A 20,155-nucleotide genomic window follows, 5' to 3' on the forward strand; every position below is an offset into this window, starting at 1 on the left:
TTTGGCGGCCCCCTGCGGCCGCCTTGTCGTCAGGCTGCGTCTCAGCCTTCCGCTTTTTTCAGCACGTCGAGCGCCTTGTTGAACTGTTCGATGTTCACCCGCAGAACCATCGGCTTGCCATCGGCAGTCGGCTTGTAGCCGAACAGAATGGCCTTGTTCTCACCGAAGAGCTTCAGCTCGTCCGCCGAGAGCGGCGCGGCGGCTTCGCAAACGTTGTTCAGGCAAGTCTGCCAGACCATGTCGCGCTGCTTGAGCTCGTCCTTACCCTCAAAGCGGTAAACCGCGCCGCCCGGCAGGTAGACGCCCATCGGCACCTGCGCGATCAGCACCGCGCCTTCCTTCGCCGGCATCGCGATGAACCGTGCGAGAAGCTGGTTGGAATTCTTGACCCGCTGCTCCTGAACGAGGCGGCACACCGTCTTCTTCACCGTCGCGGCCTGACAGGACACGACCCAGTCGCCAAAGGCGGTGTTGTTGGCGATATCCTCTTGCGCGCCGGTCTGGGCCGGGGTCGCGTTCTGCGCGACTGCGGTGGGCTTCTCCACCGGTTTGGTCTTGCCGTCCTGCGCGGAGGTCTGGGCAAAGGCTGCGGGCGCGAGGCAACCCAGTGCGAAAGCGGCCACCACCGCCCCCTTCGTGATCCGTGCTCCCAGCCCTGCCATCTCGTTCATCTTGGTCATTCGCTCTCGTCTCCTCAGAATTTGTAATCCAGCCCGACATAGAATGTTGGATTGCCCACATCGGTGAAGCCCAGTGTCTTTTTCAGCGGCACGCCCACGCTCGTCAGCAGCGCCACTCTCCGGTTAAGCTCCGTCGCCGCGCCGACCCCGAAAGAGGCCAGCACGTCCTGACTGGAATCGAAGCCGCCGGACGCGCGATAGGGTACGACGACCGCCGCATCCACGAAGGCGAAGGGCCGCACGTTCAGGCGCCCCTTCATCCACGAGAAAGGTTCGCGCTTGGAAATCTGCAGGTTCAACACCACGCCGGAATCGCCGCCGCGCACCTCGCTGGGATAGCCACGCACGCTGCCCACGCCGCCTGCGGTGATCAGGCGCGACACGGGCAGGTTCTGCCCCGGCGCGATCTGGAAGTTCGCGGTCGCGTCGAATTGGAGCGCCTTGCCCAGCGGCGTGCTGAAGCTCGCATCGCCGTAGAGCAGCTGATAGGCGCCCTCGGTCTCGGAGGTGCCCTTGGCATCCGCCCGACCGAGCCGCACCCCGAGCCCGACGCTCGCCCGTGCCTTCGGCCATTGCCGGTAGAACCGCCCGATCGCGTAGACCTCGCTCAGCGAAATATCCGAAAATGCGAGCGGCCCCGCCTTTGACTTGTCGCGCCCGGTATCGAAACCACCCTCGAAGGTGAAATAGCGATCCGGCCCGATCTTGAACGGGCGGCGGTAGTTGACCGTAAAATCGGTGGAATCCGAGGTGATCTGGACCGGGGTGAACTCGCCCCCGATGATCGAACTGTTAGAGCGGCTGATCGCTGCCGTCACGACCCCGCCATTCGGCCCGATCGGACGCGAATAACCCAACGAATAGGCCGAGGCCCCGTCCGACTTCTGCGCCTGGAAGGAGAGCGCATCGCGCACGCCCGTAACGCTCGACCAGCGCACGAAGAGCGAGGCCCGGGCCCGGCCCGTCTCGGGACGTCCGTAATTATCCGCCGACAGGGTCACGGCAAAGCGTTTCGGAGACTCGCCGTAAATCGTCGCCACGGTCGTGCCCGGTGCCGTGCCGGGCGAAAATTTCAGCGACGGGCGGATGTCGTAGGACAGATCGAAGACACTCAGTTCGCGGGAAATCTCGTCGAAATCCGGTTTCTCGTTGACCGGCAGCGTGAGCCGGTCGCGCAGGAAGCTCGGGTTGGTCCGAGGGAAGCCCTCGATCTGCACCGACTCGACCTTGGCCTCGACCAGCGCGACATGCAGAACGCCGTTGCGGATCTCCTGCGGCGGCAGCACGGGCTCCGCCGTCGGCACCCCTTCGACGATGTAGAGCCGCTTGATCTCTTTGATCATCGTCGTCAGGTCTTCGAAGCTGATCGGGCGGCCGGTATATTGATTGGCCACCTTTTGCAGCTGCTCGGGCTTGAGATAGCTCGACGGGTCGAAGACGATCTTCGACAGCGTGAAAGTCTGGACCGAGACCGCGCCCGCACCGGCTGTCTGCTTGGCCTGCACCTCGGCATGCGCGGTCGTCAGGGGCGCTGCGAATGTCGCGCCAGCCAAGAGCATTGTAAGCAGGAGGGACTTCACTTTTGCGCCTCCTCATCCCGGGCTCGCGCCAGGGCATTGGTCAACCCCATCAACGACACGTCGAAATGGATCGGCGGTGCGTTTGGGGCTGGTCGATAGGTTAGCTGAGCGACACGGGCGGCTTTCCACGCGGCAAGCTCGGTGTGCGGAAGATCGACGCGCGCCTCGCATGCGCCGGGAACGCAGCGGATCAGTCGCAGTCGCTGTTCGGAACGGCCCGAAAGCTTCGCGAACGCGCCCGATCCGAGATGGATCTGCTGCGGCAAGAGCACTTGCAACCGCGCGCCGCCATCATGTTCGGGCTGCATCCGTAGAGTCGCGAGCCACGTCCGGTCTGCCGCCAGGGTCGTCGTAGCAGCGATGCAGGGCTCTGCGGCCTGCGGACAGCTCACTTTCCAGTCGCGAAAGGTCCAGCTTTGCGGCGCGGCCTCTGCCGGTGCGGCGCTTGCACTGAGAGAGAGAACGAGAAACAGAGTAAATCTTAAAATGAAAGTACGGTTTCCGGGAAATGCAGAAGGCGCGGTGATACGACTTCGCAAAATCGGAATAGATCGACTTGATCGAAATAAAATACCCACGCGACACCCGTTTGAAATCAGCGCTGGCCTGAATGAAAATCAGCGCCTGTCTGAACAAAAGGGCCAAAACGCCTGGACCGGATTTACGGCATATCCACGGTGATGACCGGCACCGTGCGGCTTCAGACAGTTTACGCTTAGTAAATCATATATCAATCTGTCAACAAAACTTTGTCGGCAAAATCGCAGGATATTGATTTGGCAACCTAAAGTAGAATTGAGGTGATAAAACTCGCGCAGGGGAAACCGGACATTAGGCTCACATGGTCGAGGTCAGTCTAACTACCGAAAAAGTCGGTTGCGAAATGACTACTCGGCACAGCGCAAATCTGCCCTAAAGCCGTCGCTCACATTCGAGATACAAAGCTGCCCTCCGCCGACTAAGCTGTCGGAAGCGAAGCCCAATTGCCAGCACTTCCCATGTAGACACAAGATGGTGCACATTCAGATTTCCGCGTCTCCCCGATTGACATCATATACTATAGTTTGCTATTAACATAATATGTATCAATAACTTAGCTCAGAATCCTACCGCCCCAGCCACTTTTCTCAGTAGAACTGAATTGTTTTAGGTTTCTCTGGCCGCTCAGGCCGTGAGATCGGCGGCTGGCTGGCTTGGCAACACGAGGCGGCGACGGGACGTTTCCAGAGCTGTGCTCTCTCGCCTCAATCCAAGGCCACAAATCGCAGCACCTTTCGCTCGAGGTCGAACGGCTTCACTTCGCCGCCGGAATCACGCTCACCAACTATTCCAACCGGACCTTCATGTGGTCGCGCCGATCAACAGCTCGCACGCGTTTTCACGATTGAAGCCGGCGCCGTTTGGTGGCGCATGTCGGTCATCCAAGGGGAGGAGGAGGCGGTGACCTCAGGGAGGAGGAGAGAAGCCACCGCCAATTTCCGAGGCTCAGGGAGGAGGAGAGAGCCTCAGGAACTGTTGCAACGATTTGCTCGCTGCGTTGAAATCTTTTTCGCACAAATGCTGCGCCGCAGAAACAGCTTATTCGACATAGCCGCGCTGCGCCTTCCGCATAGCTGACGGCGCATCACGATCCGTGCTGCGGGGCGCTGACCTCGGCGGACAGACCCGGGGCCAGTCGTTGGGCCTGCGGTTGATCGGGGTCGATCGCGATCCGGACCGGCACTCGCTGCGCGATCTTGGTGAAATTCCCGGTCGCATTAGAGCCCGACAACAGGCTGAACTGCCCCGCCGTCGCGGGCGAGAACCGCTCGATATGGCCTTTGAACTGCGTCTTTCCCAGCGCGTCGACGGTAAACGTCACCGGCTCGCCCATCTGCAGCCCGGCAAGCTGGGTCTCCTTGTAATTCGCGATCAACCAGAGATCGGAGGGCACGAGCGAAACCAGCGTCGACCCAGCGCTGACGAATTTGCCGACTCGCGCCGAGACCTGGCCCAGCCGCCCATCCTCGGGCGCACGGATCACGGCATGGTCGAGCGCCACCTGCGCCGCATCCAGCGCGGCCTGCGCTGCATCGGTTTTCGCGGCGAGCGAGTGTTTGTTCAACTGTGCCGTCTGAACCGCCTGCTCGGCCACGTCGATGGCGCTTTGCGCTTCCTGCACGCCCGCCTTCGCCTGATCGAGCGTAAGCTGCGCCTGATCGGCATCCGATTGCGAGACATAGCTTTTCTTCGTCAGCTTCGACGCCCGGTCGCGCGCGGTCTGCGCTGTGGCTTCGGCGGCCTTCGCCGAGGCGAGCGAAGCCTGTTTCGCCTCGAGCGTCGCCTTCGCCGAATTCACCGCCTGCGCCCCGTTCGACTGCGCCGCCTTCGCCGTCTCCAGCGCAGCCTGCGCCTGCTCGACCGCCGCTTTCAGCGCGCGATCGTCGAGACGCACAAGCACATCGCCTTTCTTGACCTCCTCGAAATCACTGACCGGCACCGCCGTGACCTCAGCCGCGACCTGCGCAGAGATCGGCGTAACTTTGCCCTGCAGATAGGCATTGTCGGTCCAGGCAACGTCAGAACGGAACGGCGGCAGGCGCCATGCGTAGAGCACGGTCGCGACACCGGCGAGCGCGATGAGAAGGATCAGGGCGGAAGCGATAAAGCGGCGGGTCTGGGACATCGGATCAACTCGTGGAAACAGGGGTGGAGGGCGTGAGGCGCAGGTGCGGGAGGGGCCAGCTTTGGCGCAGGGCGACATGGGCGATCAGCCCGGCCAAGGCCGCCAGCGCGAACCAGAACACGGCGCGGAACGCATCGTCATAGGCGAGAATGGTGGCCTGCTGCTGCACCGTAGACGCGACGGAAGACAGCGCGGCCCCCGCCCGCGCCCCGGCATCTGCAGTCTGACTGCCAAGCGATGCGGCACTCTGCGCGAGGGTCTGGCTCAACATCGGGTTGTCGGCCGAAATCTGCGGCGAAAGCTGCGCCATGTGATAGGCGGTGCGGTCGACCACCAAGCTTCGGAACAGACCGGAGCCGATGACCCCGCCGATGGATTGCGTGGCCAGAAACAGCACGACGAAGCTCAGCAGGTAATGCGGCCCCTTCGCGAAGGCAGCTCCCAGCCCTTTCGCCATCGCAGGCGGTAGAAACAGGATACCGGCAAAGCCGATCATCGCCTGGCTGAGATACATCTGCTCGGGCCGGGTGAGCGCAGTCGATTGCGAGTCGAGCCACGCCCCTGCCGCGATCAACACCAGCGCGATCCCGTGGAACAGCGGCGCGCGCGCTCCGCTATTGGTCAGCATCAGGACACCGGTCGCGGCCAGCATCGACAGCGCGATGATCCCGAACAGCAGTTGCTCCTGCCCGGGCTGCAGCCCCATCGTGCGCAGGAAACCGACGGCGCCCGCGCTTTGTTCGGCCAGCGCGATACGGAACACCAGCAGGGTCCCCGCCAGATGCAGGATCGGCGGGCTCAGCAACCAATGAAAATCGATCAGAGGATTGGCCCGCTGCATTTCGATCAGCACCGCGCCCGCGACCATCACGATCGCAGCGACGAGCGCCACGCCCAGCCATTCGGTCTGCGTCCAGTAGTCGAGCGCACCGAACATGAAGACGCTGGTGAATGCACCGAAGCCAACCGCGAGCAGCGTGAAAGAGACGAAATCGAGCGGCTTGAGAACCTTTTGCAGCGGGCGCGGCGTCAGTGGCAGCGCGAAGATCAGTGCCAGCGCCACCAGCGCCATGCCCATCTGGAACAGGCTCACCGCGTGCCAACTGGCATTCGCGGTGAGTTCGGGCAGCAGCACCCGCGCCAAGGGCCTGCCCACCATGATCATCGTCAGGACAGCGGGGATCGCGACCTTGAGGCGCTGAGCGGCGGGAATGGCCTCCAGCATGTAAAGAAAGCCGAGGCTCGACAACGGGGCTGCGGCGCAGCCGCTCAGGAAGGCCACGATGACCGCGGAATGCAGATCGTCCACCCAGAGATTGAGCACCATCGCCAGCACGAAGCAGACGATCCCGACCTCGGCGAAGCGGCGCAGGCCGAACTGGTCGCGGATGCGGATCAGCATCAGCGGCATCGAGGCGCGCGGCGCCATGAAGGCCGCCATCACCCAATAGGTGTGGTTCGTGGTGGCGTGCAGATCGCCCGCCAACTGCGGAAGATTGGCCGAGACGAAGCCGGTGGCCAGCGATTGCGATAGCGCCACGAAGACGGCGGCGCTGGCATAGACGAGTCGCTTGGGCGCGGAATGGTCAGGCTCCGCAGGCGCGGCGGGCTGGGGCGCGGTCTCCGGCTCGGCGGTCTCTGCCGCTGCGGACTCGTTTTGCGTGACCTCAGCCTCTTTGGCCGGGGCCGCCTCGGGCCGCGGCTCTGCCACCTCGGGGCGCGCGTGCTCGCGCAGCGCCGGTTCGCGCGGCGATACCGGTCCATCGGCCGTCGGACGCGCATCCGGGCCGTTGATGTCGCGAATCTGGGAATTCATTGGCCGCGCATCCTCTCGAGATTGGCCTGCATCCGCTCCATCGTCTTGCGGGCGCGGGCGACCTCCTCTGCGTCGATACCGTCGTAGAGTCGCGCACGCAGCGCCTCGACGAAGGTCTCGATCTCGGAGGCATTTGCGCGGGCATGTTCGGTCAGAAAGATCTGGCGGACGCGTTTGTCGTCGGGATCGGCGCGACGCTCCACGAAGCCGAGCTTCTCCAGCCCGTCGAGCGTCCGATTCAGCGTCGGCGTCTCAATCGCCAGCGTCTCGGCCAGTTGAGTCTGCTTCAGCCCCTCGTCGCGGGAGATCGCAAGGATCGCCTGCGCCCGCGCGAAGGTCAGGCCCATATCGCGTGCCTGCGCATCGAACATCGCGCGCACCGACCGCGCCGTCAGCATCATCGTGCGGGTCAACTCGGCACGATCGCGGCGGGCGGCTTCGGTGGGCGCGGATGTAATGGCGGCGCGGTCGGACATGGGGGCCTCGGGAATAAAGTTAGCCTGCTAACGTTTTCGTCCCATCCCACATATCTTCTGGGTCGCGAGGATCAACAGAGGCAGCCCGCACAGGGGGCCGTGCGAAATTGCGAAAGCCGCTGGGATCGCGCTGCGCATTCAGCGCGAGCGCTCAGGCACCGAGCAAGGTCACAAGACCGAGACCAGCGCCCACCAGCATGACCAGCGACAGCGTCACCGTCGCGATCACACGCGGCCCGGCGGCGGCTACCGCCCGCGCATCGACGCCAAGCCCCAGCGCCGCCATCGCGATCACCGTCAGGATGGACGCCCCCTGCCCCATCGGCACGAGCGCAGCCTCCGGCAGCGCCCCGGCAGAGCGCAGCACGATCATCCCGAGGAACCCGAGAATGAAGAGCGGCGGCATCAGCCCGCGCCGCACACGTCCCTCCGGCGCGGCAGAGCGCCCGTCGGTCGGCAGATGCGGCGCGAGAAGCGACAGAACCACCGTAATCGGCCCCAGCATCAGGACGCGCACCAGCTTCACCAGCGTGCCGAGCTGGATCGCCGCGGCCCCCATCGGCGCTGCGGCCGCCAGAACCTGCGGCACCGCGTAGACCGTGATCCCAGACAGGATGCCATAGCCATGCACGCTCATACCTCCGACATGACCGACGACGGGCAGCAACAGCACCACCGCGACGCCCAGCACGGCGGTGAACGCGATTGCGGCACTGACATCGTCGCTATCGGCGTCGATCACCGGGGCGACGGCGGCGATGGCGGAATTGCCGCAGATGCCATTGCCGCAAGCGATCAGCAGCGCCATGCGGGCCGGCAGGCGCAGGGCCCGCCCCAGCAGGTAGGCCGCGGGCACCATCAGCGCGACTACCGCCACGATGCCGCCCAGAAGCCCCGGCCCCACCGACAGAAGCGTCTGCGCACTGACCGAGGCCCCGAGCAAAACGATCGCAATCTCCAGCACCGTCTTGGCGGAAAATCGGATACCGGCTTCGAACCGTGCAGGCGGCGTCCAGAGGGAGCGTACCACCGCACCGATGAGGATCGCCAACACCAGCGGCTCCAGCCAAGCCGCGCCGAACAGCGCGTGCTCAGCAAAACCGCCCAAGGCCGCGAGCGCGGCGACGCCGATGCTCAACCCAAGCCCCGGCGCGAACGCGCGAAGCGCAAGCCGCGGGCGGGTGAGGCTGCAGGCAAGGGTCGAATGGTGCGGCACGGCGGCCTCCTATCGTCTGGTCTTGTCCTGTAATTGCCCGCGCCAATTCATCCTTCAAACGAAATGTTTTTATCGATATGATCGGCTTTATCGATCATTTGAGCCAGAGACACGCATGACCCCCGAACAACTCCGCGTTTTCGTCGCGGTCGCGGAAGAGCAGCACATGACCCGCGCCGCCGCCCGGCTGAACATGACGCAATCGACGGCCTCAGCCGCCATTGCGGCGCTCGAGGCGCGTCATGAGATCGCGCTGTTCGACCGGATCGGGCGGGGGATTTCGCTGACCGAGGAGGGCCGCGCCTTTCTGCCCGAGGCGCGCGCGGTGCTGGCACGGTTTGCCGAGGCGGAGGCGATGCTGGCCGAGACCCGCGGCCTCGAACGCGGGCATATCCGCCTGATCGCCAGCCAGACCATCGCGGGCTACTGGCTGCCGCCCTACCTCGCCGCGTTCCGGCAAGCCCGCCCGGGGATCGAGGTGACGCTGGAGATCGGGAACACGCAGGAAGCGGCAGAGCGTCTGCGCGCGGGCCTGCACGACCTCGCGCTGGTCGAAGGTGATGTCGAGGATGCGAAGCTGGAGCGGGTTCAGATCGGGGCGGATCGGCTGATGCTGGTCAGCGCCGCGCCGCCCCCCGGCAAGCTGGATGCGCGCGCGCTGAGCAAGGCGAGTTGGGTACTGCGCGAGCCGGGCTCTGGCACGCGCTCTACCGCGGAAGCGGCCCTTGCTGATCTTGGCGTTGCGCCGCACGCGCTCTCAAAGGCGCTGGTCCTGCCCTCGAATGAGGCGGTGCTGAGCGCGGTCGAGGCAGGGGCCGGAATCACCATTCTCTCGGCCCATGTCGTCGCGCGGTCGCTAAGCCTTGGAACGGTCCAGGACTGGGATTTGCACCTCGCGCCGCGGCCCTTCTATGCGCTGCGTCACCGCGACCACCATGTCAGCCACGCCACGCGCGACCTGCTGGCACGGATCGATCAATCCCAGTTGGACGACCTCACTCAGACGGAATGAACCAATTCGCGAGCTTCGACTCGATCTCCGAGGGAAGCGCGGGCTTCGGGCAGACCGCCGCGCCGGGATACCGCTCGCGCAACTGCGAGGCCTCGGCATGGCCGGAATGGAACAGCAGCGGCACGCCCGCCTTGTGAAGATGATCGGCCAGTTCGTAGACTTCGCCATCGGCCAGCATCACGTCGAGGATCGCAGCGCCCGGCAAACGATCGCGGACCAGGTCCAGCCCCGCGCGCACGGTGGCGCACGGCCCCCAGACCTCCATCCCGAGATCCTCGAGCATGAACTGAAGATCAAGCGCGACGACGGCTTCATCTTCGACAAGGAGCACCTCGCTCGGTGCTTTCTCAGTCAGCGTCGCCATCGATTTCATGCGCGAAGATAATCCTGTTGCAACGGCTTTCCGGTGTCTGACGCGTGTCGACCCGCGCCGATATCTGGCTCGCGGAAATATCGACCAACGTCGAGCCGAAGCCCTGTTTGTTCGTGTCGAGTTGCAACGCTTCACGGTACCGCTCGTTCCACGAAAGTATCACGGTATCGTCGTTTTCCATCGACCATTTGATCTCGAGATCACCCTCTCGCGGCCCTAATACCCCATATTTTGCGGCGTTAGTGCTCCATTCGTGGAAAATCAGCGCAAGAGCCGTCAGGTGATGCGTCGGCACATCAACCTCCGGCCCATCGATTAGGAATTTCGACGGGTCGTCATAGGGGGCCAAGGTCGTCTCGATCACCTCGCGCAGCGGGATCGCCGCACCAGAGGTTCGGGTGCGTGCCAGATCATGCGAGCGCGCCAGCGCGTTGATCCGCTGGCCGACATCTTCGACCAACTCGCGTGGGCTGGCCGCCGAACGCCCCGCGATGCGCAACATGCCCGAGACGATGGAGAACAGGTTCTTCACCCGGTGGTTCATCTCGCGCAGCATCAGCTCGCGCATCTGCGCCGCCTCTTCATCCGCGGTGATGTCGACGCTGAGCCCAAGCAGGCGGTTTTCATTCCCCTCGCCCATCGTCCGACCCGTTGCGCGCAGATGGCGCTTCGTGCCGGAGGGGAGGTCGAGCTCGTAATCGACTTCCAATTCGGAACCAGTCTCGCGGGCCTCGCGCACCGCTTGTTCGACACGCTCACGGTCATGCTCTGCGATGCGTTCGAAGAACCGCTCGATCGGATAGGTTCCGGCCGCTTCGAATTCGAAGAAGGCTGCGACAGCCTCGTCGACTTCGACATCTCCATTGGGCTCAGTGATCGACCAAACCCCGATCTGCGCGATTTCCAGTGCGAGTTGCAGCCGCTCGCCCTTCAGCGTCAGCTCGGTTTCGAGGCGCAACGCCTCGGTGATGTCGGTGAAGACGAGCGTCGCGCCTTCCACCTCGCCACGCGAATTCAGATACGGCGTCGCGGAGAGCGACCAGACCTTGCCGAGTTCGGTGGACTTGACCCGGCGCGGCCGCGGCAACTCGCCCTCAAGGACCACATTGATCAGTTCGATCATCACCTCGGGCGTGTCGAGCAGGTTCTGGATGTCGTCGAGCGGACGCCCACGGTCACTGCCGCGCAGGCGGATCATCTCGCTCGCGCCATCGGTGAAGTTGCGCAGGCGCAGCTTGCGATCGACCGTCACCAGCGCATGCAGCTTGGAATCAAAGATGTTGCGCAGATCGGCATTCGCGGTCGAAAGTTCCTCAACCTTGGTCTTGAGTTCGTCATTGACCGTCGCGAGCTCTTCGTTCGTCGATTGCAACTCCTCGTTCATCGACATCATTTCCTCGTTCGAGGATTTCAGCTCTTCGTTGGCGGTCTCCAACTCTTCGACTGTCGTGCGCAGGCGGTTGCGGGTCGCGCGCAACTCGGCTTCCAGCACCTGCACATGGCTTTCAGACGGCGCGATCTCGTCGAAATCATATTCGTCCAGCGCTTCGAACGGGCCACGGTCGCGGAAAACGATCAGCAGCGTATCGTCGGAGAGCGGATCGGCCAGCACATCGACGCGCTGCCGCCCGGTTTCCGAGATCACCTCGACGTCGCGCACGATCTTGCGCGTGCCAAGCTCCGCCGACTCGCGGATCACCGCGGAGAGCGCCTCGCGTAGGCCCGCCCGCGCGAGCGATTGTGCATAGCCCTGCCCGGTCTCGGACGGGTCGATCTCAAGATACTTGCCCAAGCGCCCCGTCGCGGCGAGGATCGCCCCATCGCGATCGACATTCAGCGTCGCGGGCGCATAAAGATCGAGGATACGATTACTGGCCAAGGTCGTGTTCCAGTCTTTGGTTCTTCTGTCAGTCGTCTTCGGTCGGAGTGGCGCAAGTCGCGCATGAGGGTCGGAGCGCATCGGCAGTTCGGTCGGATAAGGAGACCGGGGCCCTATGCTGCGGAAGATGCGCATCGCGCCATCTATGGGATCGAAAAGTTCCTCATGCCGCCCGATCGTCTCGGATGGGCCGAGGAAGAGAACGCCACCCGGATTGAGCGCGTAATGGAAGATCGGCAGTGCCCGCGCCTGCAACTTCTCGCCGAAATAGATCAGCAGGTTGCGGCACGACACCAGGTCGAGCCGCGAGAACGGCGGGTCCTTGATCAGCGAATGCGGCGAGAAGCGCACCCGGTCACGCAGCGCGGCGGTGATCTGGAAATTGCCCTCGCGCCCGATTGTGTAGAGATCGCGGTACCTTTCGGGCAGGTCGAGCAGGACCGAGACCGGATAGCGCCCCTCACGCGCGATCGCGAGCATCCGCTCGTCGATATCGGTGGCGAATATCTGGAAATCGATTTCCTTGTCGCTCGCATGGATAGCCCGGTCGATGAGCATCGCCAGCGTGTAGGCTTCTTCTCCGCTCGAACAGCCCGGCACCCAGATGCGCAGCGCGCCGCCATCATCGGCCTTCTCGACCATCGGCTTGATCGCCGTCTCGTTGAGCGCTTCGAAATGCGCGCTGTCCCGGAAGAAGCGAGTGACATTGATCAGCAGGTCGCCCAGCAGCGCCAGAGGCTCGTCCTCTTCGCGCTCGAGCCGTTCGAGATATTCGCGCGGGTGCAGAATGCCCACGACCTGCATCCGGCGCTGAATCCGACGCTCGAGGGTCGAGCGCTTGTATTGCGCGAAATCATGCCCCGTCAGACGGTTCAGCGCCGCGCAAATCTCATCAAGCGTTCCGGAAACCGGCGGCGCCGTGTTCACCTGATCCGGATCGACATTGCGGAACTCGGTGATCCGCGCGATCACGTCGGAGGGCGCGCTGACCACATCGACCATCCCGGTCGCGACCGCCGAATTCGGCATGGAATCGTAACGCGCCGTTGCATCCTGCGCGATGCAGAAACCGCCATGCTCCTTCACCGCCCGCAGCCCGACGGAGCCATCCGTGCCGGTGCCCGACAGGATCACGCAGACCGCGCGGCGCCCGAGATCCTGGCCCAGCGACACGAAGAAATCGTCGATCGGACGGCGCAGACCGCGGGGCTGGGCGAATTCCGAAAGCTTCAGGCGCCCGTTCTCGACCTCCAGCCCGTAACCCGGCGGGATCGTGTAGACATGCCCGGCCTCCAGCTTCGCGCCATCTTCGGCCTGCAACACTTCGAGCGAGGTCGACCGGCCGAGCAATTCCGCCAGAAGCGACTCGTGGTTCGGATCGAGATGCTGAACCACGACATAGGCGCTTGGATCGTCCACCCGCGCGGGCTCCAGAAGATCGCGAAGCGCTTCAAGCCCACCGGCGGAGGCGCCGATGCCGACAACGTATAGATCCTCGGGGGCGTCCGTCACTGCACGGCCCGCCGATCCGCGCAGCGCGCGTCCGAAAGGGCGCGGCCTGCGCGCCCTTCTCTATAGTTCTCTTTGCAGTTCATCCGGAGATCGGTGTCACTAGCCTCAGGGCCCTGCAATAACATTTGACATAGTACTGAACACATAACCGTGGCCGCAGCCATTCTTAGCCCTCGCGGTAGATAATCGTGGCCATTGTGGAGAGGCTCTCCGACAGCACCTTGGCGGAGCCGATCATCGCGAGACCGAATCCGCGCGACATCGCGGCGAGATCGTCGGCATTGCGCAGCAGGCTCTCGTCATGCGCAGCGATGTCGACCTTCACGTTCTGACGTTCCGCCGCGGAGGTCAGGTCGAACTGCGACCCGAGAAACAAGCGCGTCTCTCCATTGGGTTCGCGCAGACGCGTCATGAACACGAAGTTCTGGAAGGTCTCGCCATTCGCGCGGCTGTTGGTGACGCGGAAGCGGCCCGCGGAGATGTTCTCGTCGTCGATGAACTCCCGCATCGCAGAGCGTTCTTCCTCGGTCGCGGCACCCGCCTGCAGGAAGCGACAGTTCTGCCCCAGCACCTCTTCAGCGGAATACCCGGTCAGATTGAGAAACGCCTGATTCACGTAGACAAGCGGCACATCCTCACGATCGGCCGCGGCAATGGTCAGCGCGACATTCGACTTGTCGCAATAGCTGACCAGCGCATCTGGCAAATCGTAATCTGTGTAAACGGGCATGAAGCCTCCGCTGCGTTTGAGAAAACAAGATTGATCATTGCGCGGAAAAGTCCAGCGCGCGAGGCGAAATACCACCGATAACCGATTTGAAGGGGGGGGATGGTACCGCCTCCCCGGCTTGAACGGGGGACCTCTGGATCCACAATCCAGCGCTCTAACCAACTGAGCTAAGGCGGCACTGGCGCGGGATTTAGCCCCCTCGCGCGCGGAATGCAAGTGTCCGATGACGAGAAATTCGCACCAAGTCTTGCCTGCGCACGTCGCGGGGGTTAGGTGCATTTTCCATCCAACCTCTCAGGAGTTTTCGATGAGCATCGACAAGGAAAGCGACATCTCCGCGAATCTGCAAATCGGCCCGACCTCGCTCGGAATGGTGCGGATCTATGTCGAGGGCGAAGGCGTCGAGCTGCCGCTCGATTTCGATCCCGACGAGGCGATGGAAATCGCCGAAGAACTGCAGGCAGCCGCGGAAGCTGCGCGTGAAATGAGCAAAGGCGGCAAGGGCAAGAAGCGCTGAGCCTTAAAATCCGGGCGGAATCGCGCCCGGATCGCACAATCGCTGCAACCGCCGCGCCGACGCGCGCGCGAAATCGAGCGTCAGCGCCTTGCGCCGCGCTGGCGCGAGCTTGGACAGCGGCGCCTCGCGGATCATCTCGGCCCCGTAGCCATCCGCGATGAAAAGCCCCGTCCCCTCGGGCAGAAGATCCGTGGGGAAATCTTGGTCCACCGCCCAGAAATAGCGGTCGCACCACTCCAGATAGCCGTCCCATTTCCGATCCGAGGTGAAATCGGCGCGGCTCGACTTGCACTCCACAATCCAGATTTCGCCCTTCCGGTCGATCGCCATCAGATCGGCGCGCAGCCTTGGGCGCAGCACCATTTCCGGCAAACTGTCGAGCCCCAGCTCGGACAGCGCGCGGGCCGTGCCACGCGCGAGCACCTGGCCCGGCTGAAGTTCGGAAAGCGGAATCTGCGTCATGCGGACAAACATGAACGAAGTGTGAACAAAAGTCCAGTCGCCCGGCACGCGCGACCTTACCCGCCGCACCTGGGGCGCGCGAGACGCGCTGTTCATTCTCCCCCCTTGTCGGAACCCGATTTCACCCCTATCTGGGGGTCTGACGGTTACTGCTCTTTCTGTGAAAGACCCTTTTCCAGTGGCCTATACCATTCCTGAGGGAGCTGGCTCTGCCGGGGTCCTGGCCTCGGTATCTGGCGCCCACCTGACTTTTCAGGTCTCCGGGAACTCTCGTCTACACGTCTGCTGCGGTTTCCGTCACTCTACCCTTCGCAAGACAGCAAAAAGCCCCGCCGGATCGGTCGGGGCTTTTGTCGTCTTGGGAAGCGGATGCGGTCAGCGGCGAAGCTGCATCTGCTGGCGCGACTTGGGCGTATCGACCGGAACCGGGATCGCCAGATGCTCGGCCGCCATATTGGTGGGGATGCCGTCGCGTTTACCGCCGCCGGAACTGTCGTCATCCTCGGCCATGCGCATGACCGCGATCGCGAATTGCACGCCAGAGAAGACGATCGTGTTGAACACGACCAGCAGCGCCATCGCGATATAGCCGATATCGGACGTGAAAATCAGGTGGCGCAGATTGCCGACATTGAAGCCGAGAAGAAGGCCAACGAAGGCGAGCGCGATGAAGAAGCCAATGATGACGTTCTTGATGTAGAGCCGGACCAGTTCGGGCATGAAAAATCCTCCTGCTTACCTCACAATCTAGTGCATATTCCCAAGTTTCAAACAGGGAAACGGGCGGCAATTGCGAGATAAGCGGGTGTTTGCCCGTGGCATGGTGTCGCGAGTGAGCGCGCTCAGAACGCGTCGGGCTGCAGCGCGCGCGCCATGTGATCGAGCACCGCGTTGACGAATTTCGGCTCTTTGCCTTCGGGGAAGAAGGCGCGGGCCACGTCGACGAACTCGGTGATGACGACACGCGGCGGCGTCGCGGGGGTGATCAGCTCGGCCCCGGCCGCGCGGAACAATGCGCGCAGCACCGGGTCGATCCGGTCGATCGGCCATTTCGCGACCAGCGCACGGTCGGTCGCCTGGTCGATCTTCGCCTGCCAGGTCACCGCATCGTCGATCAGACGGCGAAACAGGTCGAGATTGCCCTCGGCCATTTCGGTGCCGTCTTCATCCACGGCGCCAAAGCGGAAATCCTCGAACTCGCGGCGCACCTTGTCGGCACCCTGCCCCGCCGCTTCCATCTGAAACAGCGCCTGAACCGCGTAAAGACGCGAGGCGGATTTCATCTGGCGCTTCTCCTCTTGGGTGAGCTTGCGCGGTTTCGGGGCGTCTTGGGGCGCGTCGGAGGAGGCGTCGTCGGTCATGCGTTGTTCGATCCGTCAGTGTCGCCGGCGATACGGAAGGATTCGGCGGGCTTGAACCCGATACCCTTCGTCCGGCGCGCCCATTTGCGCGACAATGAGATGAGATGCAAGGCCGCAGCCGCCGCGCCGCCACCTTTGTTTTGATCGGCAGGGTCGGCGCGCACGGCCGCCTGCTCGTAATTTTCGACCGTGAGGATGCCGTTGCCGATGCAAATCCCCTCGAGCCCCATCAGCGTCAACCCGCGCGAGCTGTCGTTGCAGACGGTGTCGTAATGGGTGGTCTCGCCACGGATCACGCAGCCAAGCGCCACGAACCCGTCGTAATCGGCCATGCGCGCGGCCATCGCGATCGCGGTCGGGATTTCCAGGGCGCCGGGCACCTCGATCACGTCGACATGGGCCCCTGCTTCTTCGACCGTGGCTTTAGCGCCCGCAATCAGGTTGTCCGCGATATCCTTGTAATACGGTGCGACCACGATCAGCAGCCGCGGTGCGCTGTCGAATTTCGGCAGGTCGAGCGTGTAATGCGAGATTCCGGCCATGTCTTACTCCGTGATGGGGCGTGTGCCGACGATGCGCAGCCCATAAGCGTCGAGGCCCACATATTTCGTCTGCGGATTGTCGGTGAGAAGGATCATGTCATGTAACCCCATCGAGGACAGGATCTGCGAGCCCAGACCGATCTGCTTGATCGTGCGCGGCCCCTGATCCTCTTCGCGCAGAAGGCGGTTCGACGGGTCGCGGAACAGGCAGACGAGCCCGCGGCCTTCCTCGGCCACGATCTCCATCGCGCGGCGTACCTCGTCGGCGGGACCGGGGCCGATGCCCAACACGTCGTCGAGAATGTTGAGCGAGTGGGTGCGCACCAGAACCGGCTCGGGCGTTGAAATGTCGCCCTTCACCAGAACGATGTGATCGACGCCCTCGGCCATGTCCGTGAAGACACGCATCTCCCACTCGCCGCCATGGCTCGACGTGACCATCTGGCGCAGGCCCTCGCGCACGAGATTGTCGTGACGGCGGCGGTAGGCGATCAGATCCGAGATCGTGCCGATCTTCAGCCCGTGTTTCTTGCCGAACTCGATCAGCCCCGGCAGGCGCAGCATGTGACCGTCATCGCCCATGATCTCGCAGATCACGCCAGCGGGCTTGAGGCCCGCGAGACGCGCCACGTCCACGGCGGCTTCGGTATGGCCCGCGCGCACCAGAACGCCACCGTCGCGCGCACGCAGCGGGAAGATGTGGCCGGGCGACGCGATATCCTGCGGGCCCTTGCTCGGGTCGATTGCCACCTTGATCGTCTGCGCCCGGTCATGGGCGGAAATCCCGGTGGTGATGTTCTCGCGCGCCTCGATCGAGACGGTGAAGGCCGTCTCGTGGCGCATCGAATTGGCACGCACCATCGGCGCAAGGCCCAGCTGATCGACGCGATCCGAGGTGAGCGGCAGGCAAATCAGCCCGCGCCCGTAGGTCGCCATGAAATTCACCGCTTCGGGGGTGCATTTCTCGGCCGGAATATACAGATCGCCCTCGTTCTCGCGATCCTCGTGATCGACGAGGATCACCATGCGCCCGGCCTTCGCCTCGGCGATAATGTCCTCAGCGGGCGCGATCACGTGGCGCAGGCTTTCCTCGACCTCGCCGGGCACGTCATGGGTGCCGGATTTGTCGACCGGGGTCAGTGGTTTGCCGTCGGTGGTCATGCGTTCCACTCCTGCAGCCGCGCGACATAGCGCGCGAGCGTGTCGATCTCGAGGTTTATCCGGTCGCCCGCCTTGGCATGGCCCCAGTTGGTGACTTGCTTGGTATGCGGGATGATGTTGACGCCGAACGTCGCGCCATCGACCTCGTTCACGGTCAGCGAGGTGCCGTTCAGCGCGACAGAGCCTTTCGGCGCGATGTATTTCGCGAGGCTCTCCGGTGCGCGGAAGGTGAAGCGCGTGCTGTCGCCCTCATCCACCATCGCGACGATCTCGGCCACGCCATCGACATGGCCCGACACGATGTGACCGCCCAGCTCGTCACCCACTTTCAGCGCGCGTTCGAGATTGATCTTCTGACCCACCTGCCAGCCGCCGCTCGCGTCATTGCCGCGGCCGCCGATATTGGTCTTGGTCTGGCTCTCGGCTGAGATCTCGACATCGAACCATTTTTTCGGCTCGGTGCCGGTTGCGATCACGGTCAGGCAGCAGCCGTCGCAAGCGATCGACGCGCCCAGCTCGATGCTGCCAACGTCATAGCTTGTGCCGATCCGCGCGCGTAGATCGCCGCGCTGCTCCAGCTCCAGAATTTCTCCGATATCGGTCACGATCCCGGTGAACATGGCATATCCCCTCAGATTTCGGACCCTAGCTAGCCCGCAGGGCGCGCCTTCGCAAGAGATGAGCGCCCCGCCGTCCCGTCACACTCTGCGCAGCCCCGCACAGCGCCTGCCCTAAAATTGTCCAATATTTAAGGGATTACCCCACAAACTCCGTGACTTCGCGCGCATCCTGCGCAATCACGGAGGCAGGCCAAGGACCCACGACTGGATGAACCGTTTCGAAAATCGCCACTTCCTGATGCTGCAGGGCCCCCACGGCCCCTTCTTTCATCAGCTTGGCGCGATGCTCCGGCAGGCAGGCGCGACGGTCTGGCGCGTGGGCTTCAACCGCGGGGATGAGGTGTTCTGGTTCGACCGCGCCTCCTACCTGCGCTTCGACGCCCCGCCAGAGGCTTGGGCCGATCACCTGCGCGACCTGATCGCCGAGAAAGGCATCACCGATCTCGTGCTCTATGGCGACACCCGCCCAATCCATGCGCAGGCTGTCGAGATCGCGAAAGCGATGGGCCTGTGCGTGCATGTCTTCGAAGAGGGGTACGTCCGCCCCTACTGGGTCACTTACGAGCGCGGCGGCTCGAACGGGCATTCCCGGTTGATGGAGATGTCGGTGGCGCAGATGCGCACGGCGCTTGCCCAGTCCGAGATCGAGTTTCCCGACGCCCCGCCCCGCTGGGGCGATATGCGCCACCACGTTTTCTACGGCGCGCTCTACCATTTCTTCGTGATGCTCCGCCCCGGCCCCTATCGCCGCTTCCGCCCGCATCGCGACATCACCGTGTTTCAGGAATTCCGCCTCTGGCTGCGCCGCCTGCTGCTGATGCCGCTGCATATGCTGGAGCGTAAACGCGCGACGCGGCGCATCCGGCATGGCGGCTTTCCATATCACCTCGTGCTGCTGCAGCTGGAACACGATTCCAGCTTCCGGATGCATTCACCTTTCACCAGCCAGACCGAGTTCATTGATCTGGTGATGGAGAATTTCGCGAAAGGCGCGCCGCCCCATCATCACCTCGTCTTCAAGGCCCATCCGCTCGAAGACGGGCGCGCCCCGATACGCGAAACGATCCGCAAGGCCGCCCGCGCGCATGGCCTGGCGTCGCGCGTGCATTTCGTGCGCGGCGGCAAGCTGGCCGGGCTTCTGGCGCAGGCGCGCTCCGCCGTCACGGTCAATTCGACCGCCGCGCAGCAGGCGCTGTGGCGCGGGCTGCCGCTGAAATCGCTGGGTCGTGCGATCTTCGACAAGCCGGAATTCACCTCCGCGCAACCGCTCGAGGCTTTCTTCGCAAGCCCGGCCCGCCCCGACAGCCGCGCCTATCGCGACTACCGTCACTACCTTCTGGAAACGAGCCAGGTGCCGGGCGGCTTCTACTCCGCGCGCGGACGCCGCGCCCTGCTGCGACAGGTGGTCGACATGATGCTGGCCGCCGAAGATCCCTATGATGCGCTGGTCGCAGGCAACGCGGCCCCACGGCAACAGTTGCAGGTGGTACGATAATTTTTCTCGTTTTTTTCCCGAGGCTTCGGTAGCTTGGTCGCAAAACGATAAGCAGCAT

General features: G+C 63.6%; 19 protein-coding genes and 1 tRNA gene. 3 read left to right on the forward strand and 17 right to left on the reverse strand.

Annotation, left to right across the window (positions count from 1 at the left end; translation table 11 throughout):
* Positions 1-41 precede the first annotated feature (41 nt).
* The 7 genes from AKL02_RS15150 to AKL02_RS15180 all read right to left on the reverse strand — a co-directional run bounded on the left by AKL02_RS15150 (position 42) and on the right by AKL02_RS15180 (position 8,433).
* Entirely contained in the window at positions 42-680 is a 639-nt protein-coding gene (locus tag AKL02_RS15150) for an invasion associated locus B family protein (RefSeq protein ID WP_083076150.1), read from the reverse strand.
* A gap of 14 nt (positions 681-694) precedes the next feature.
* Positions 695-2,260: a ShlB/FhaC/HecB family hemolysin secretion/activation protein gene (locus AKL02_RS15155; RefSeq protein WP_133051931.1), complete on the reverse strand. Its 1,566-nt coding sequence runs from the start codon at positions 2,258-2,260 to the stop codon at positions 695-697.
* Positions 2,257-2,838, reverse strand: a complete 582-nt coding sequence (locus AKL02_RS15160) for an invasion associated locus B family protein (protein ID WP_165756936.1) — start codon at positions 2,836-2,838, stop codon at positions 2,257-2,259. The genes AKL02_RS15155 and AKL02_RS15160 overlap by 4 nt, the downstream gene beginning before the upstream one ends.
* A 1,046-nt stretch (positions 2,839-3,884) precedes the next feature.
* On the reverse strand, positions 3,885-4,925 hold the full coding sequence (locus AKL02_RS15165; protein ID WP_083076146.1) for an HlyD family secretion protein: 1,041 nt from the start codon (positions 4,923-4,925) through the stop codon (positions 3,885-3,887).
* Positions 4,926-4,929: 4 nt separating this feature from the next.
* On the reverse strand, positions 4,930-6,741 hold the full coding sequence (locus AKL02_RS15170) for an MFS transporter (protein WP_083076144.1): 1,812 nt from the start codon (positions 6,739-6,741) through the stop codon (positions 4,930-4,932).
* Complete coding sequence (locus AKL02_RS15175) at positions 6,738-7,217, reverse strand: MarR family winged helix-turn-helix transcriptional regulator (protein ID WP_083076142.1); 480 nt, start codon at positions 7,215-7,217, stop codon at positions 6,738-6,740. Before AKL02_RS15175 ends, AKL02_RS15170 begins: the two co-directional genes overlap by 4 nt.
* Before the next feature lie 151 nt (positions 7,218-7,368).
* Positions 7,369-8,433: a YeiH family protein gene (locus AKL02_RS15180; protein WP_083076140.1), complete on the reverse strand. Its 1,065-nt coding sequence runs from the start codon at positions 8,431-8,433 to the stop codon at positions 7,369-7,371.
* A gap of 115 nt (positions 8,434-8,548) precedes the next feature.
* Between AKL02_RS15180 and AKL02_RS15185 the strand changes: the two genes are divergently transcribed.
* Positions 8,549-9,445, forward strand: coding sequence for a LysR substrate-binding domain-containing protein (locus tag AKL02_RS15185; protein ID WP_083076138.1), 897 nt, complete (start codon positions 8,549-8,551; stop codon positions 9,443-9,445).
* Here the strand turns inward: AKL02_RS15185 and AKL02_RS15190 are convergent.
* From AKL02_RS15190 to AKL02_RS15205, 4 genes are all read right to left on the reverse strand, one after another.
* Entirely contained in the window at positions 9,429-9,818 is a 390-nt protein-coding gene (locus AKL02_RS15190; RefSeq protein WP_198453200.1) for a response regulator, read from the reverse strand. The two genes, AKL02_RS15185 and AKL02_RS15190, sit on opposite strands and share 17 nt — an antisense overlap.
* On the reverse strand, positions 9,793-13,209 hold the full coding sequence (locus AKL02_RS15195) for a CheR family methyltransferase (RefSeq protein ID WP_232621638.1): 3,417 nt from the start codon (positions 13,207-13,209) through the stop codon (positions 9,793-9,795). Before AKL02_RS15195 ends, AKL02_RS15190 begins: the two co-directional genes overlap by 26 nt.
* A 166-nt stretch (positions 13,210-13,375) precedes the next feature.
* Positions 13,376-13,939 carry a PAS domain-containing protein gene (locus AKL02_RS15200; RefSeq protein ID WP_083076125.1) on the reverse strand — a complete coding sequence of 188 codons (564 nt, stop codon included), beginning with the start codon at positions 13,937-13,939 and terminating at the stop codon, positions 13,376-13,378.
* Between the two features lie 100 nt (positions 13,940-14,039).
* Positions 14,040-14,116, reverse strand: a tRNA-His gene (locus AKL02_RS15205).
* 130 nt (positions 14,117-14,246) lie between these two features.
* On the opposite strand from AKL02_RS15205, the gene AKL02_RS15210 reads away from it, so the two are divergent.
* Positions 14,247-14,456, forward strand: coding sequence for a DUF6324 family protein (locus tag AKL02_RS15210; RefSeq protein WP_078520339.1), 210 nt, complete (start codon positions 14,247-14,249; stop codon positions 14,454-14,456).
* A 3-nt stretch (positions 14,457-14,459) separates the two neighbouring features.
* Here the strand turns inward: AKL02_RS15210 and AKL02_RS15215 are convergent, their stop codons facing one another.
* From AKL02_RS15215 to AKL02_RS15240, 6 genes are all read right to left on the reverse strand, one after another.
* Positions 14,460-14,918: an MmcB family DNA repair protein gene (locus AKL02_RS15215; protein WP_078549754.1), complete on the reverse strand. Its 459-nt coding sequence runs from the start codon at positions 14,916-14,918 to the stop codon at positions 14,460-14,462.
* A gap of 375 nt (positions 14,919-15,293) precedes the next feature.
* Positions 15,294-15,638, reverse strand: coding sequence for a hypothetical protein (locus tag AKL02_RS15220; RefSeq protein ID WP_083076123.1), 345 nt, complete (start codon positions 15,636-15,638; stop codon positions 15,294-15,296).
* 122 nt (positions 15,639-15,760) lie between these two features.
* Positions 15,761-16,279 carry a transcription antitermination factor NusB gene (nusB, locus tag AKL02_RS15225; protein WP_078548159.1) on the reverse strand — a complete coding sequence of 173 codons (519 nt, stop codon included), beginning with the start codon at positions 16,277-16,279 and terminating at the stop codon, positions 15,761-15,763.
* Positions 16,276-16,821: a 6,7-dimethyl-8-ribityllumazine synthase gene (locus tag AKL02_RS15230; RefSeq protein WP_078570053.1), complete on the reverse strand. Its 546-nt coding sequence runs from the start codon at positions 16,819-16,821 to the stop codon at positions 16,276-16,278. The genes nusB and AKL02_RS15230 overlap by 4 nt, the downstream gene beginning before the upstream one ends.
* A gap of 3 nt (positions 16,822-16,824) precedes the next feature.
* A complete protein-coding gene (ribB, locus tag AKL02_RS15235) occupies positions 16,825-17,982 on the reverse strand; it encodes a 3,4-dihydroxy-2-butanone-4-phosphate synthase (RefSeq protein WP_078520343.1) in 1,158 nt (385 codons plus the stop codon).
* On the reverse strand, positions 17,979-18,602 hold the full coding sequence (locus tag AKL02_RS15240; RefSeq protein WP_083076121.1) for a riboflavin synthase: 624 nt from the start codon (positions 18,600-18,602) through the stop codon (positions 17,979-17,981). The genes ribB and AKL02_RS15240 overlap by 4 nt, the downstream gene beginning before the upstream one ends.
* 208 nt (positions 18,603-18,810) lie before the next feature.
* Here AKL02_RS15240 and AKL02_RS15245 point away from each other — a divergent pair, with 208 nt between their 5' ends.
* On the forward strand, positions 18,811-20,097 hold the full coding sequence (locus tag AKL02_RS15245; RefSeq protein ID WP_083076119.1) for a capsule polysaccharide biogenesis protein: 1,287 nt from the start codon (positions 18,811-18,813) through the stop codon (positions 20,095-20,097).
* Positions 20,098-20,155 lie beyond the last annotated feature (58 nt).

The organism is Thioclava electrotropha (genome assembly GCF_002085925.2).
GTDB classification, from domain to species: domain Bacteria; phylum Pseudomonadota; class Alphaproteobacteria; order Rhodobacterales; family Rhodobacteraceae; genus Thioclava; species Thioclava electrotropha.

Excerpts from the sequence above, each read along its gene's own strand:
- AKL02_RS15150 (WP_083076150.1), bottom strand. The coding sequence starts at position 680 with ATGACCAAGATGAACGAGATGGCAGGGCTGGGAGCACGGATCACGAAG.
- AKL02_RS15165 (WP_083076146.1), bottom strand. The coding sequence starts at position 4,925 with ATGTCCCAGACCCGCCGCTTTATCGCTTCCGCCCTGATCCTTCTCATC.
- AKL02_RS15170 (WP_083076144.1), bottom strand. The coding sequence starts at position 6,741 with ATGAATTCCCAGATTCGCGACATCAACGGCCCGGATGCGCGTCCGACG.
- AKL02_RS15175 (WP_083076142.1), bottom strand. The coding sequence starts at position 7,217 with ATGTCCGACCGCGCCGCCATTACATCCGCGCCCACCGAAGCCGCCCGC.
- AKL02_RS15185 (WP_083076138.1), top strand. The coding sequence starts at position 8,549 with ATGACCCCCGAACAACTCCGCGTTTTCGTCGCGGTCGCGGAAGAGCAG.
- AKL02_RS15190 (WP_198453200.1), bottom strand. The coding sequence starts at position 9,818 with ATGAAATCGATGGCGACGCTGACTGAGAAAGCACCGAGCGAGGTGCTC.
- AKL02_RS15200 (WP_083076125.1), bottom strand. The coding sequence starts at position 13,939 with ATGCCCGTTTACACAGATTACGATTTGCCAGATGCGCTGGTCAGCTAT.
- AKL02_RS15210 (WP_078520339.1), top strand. The coding sequence starts at position 14,247 with ATGAGCATCGACAAGGAAAGCGACATCTCCGCGAATCTGCAAATCGGC.
- AKL02_RS15215 (WP_078549754.1), bottom strand. The coding sequence starts at position 14,918 with ATGACGCAGATTCCGCTTTCCGAACTTCAGCCGGGCCAGGTGCTCGCG.
- AKL02_RS15220 (WP_083076123.1), bottom strand. The coding sequence starts at position 15,638 with ATGCCCGAACTGGTCCGGCTCTACATCAAGAACGTCATCATTGGCTTC.
- nusB (WP_078548159.1), bottom strand. The coding sequence starts at position 16,279 with ATGACCGACGACGCCTCCTCCGACGCGCCCCAAGACGCCCCGAAACCG.
- AKL02_RS15230 (WP_078570053.1), bottom strand. The coding sequence starts at position 16,821 with ATGGCCGGAATCTCGCATTACACGCTCGACCTGCCGAAATTCGACAGC.
- ribB (WP_078520343.1), bottom strand. The coding sequence starts at position 17,982 with ATGACCACCGACGGCAAACCACTGACCCCGGTCGACAAATCCGGCACC.
- AKL02_RS15240 (WP_083076121.1), bottom strand. The coding sequence starts at position 18,602 with ATGTTCACCGGGATCGTGACCGATATCGGAGAAATTCTGGAGCTGGAG.
- AKL02_RS15245 (WP_083076119.1), top strand. The coding sequence starts at position 18,811 with ATGAACCGTTTCGAAAATCGCCACTTCCTGATGCTGCAGGGCCCCCAC.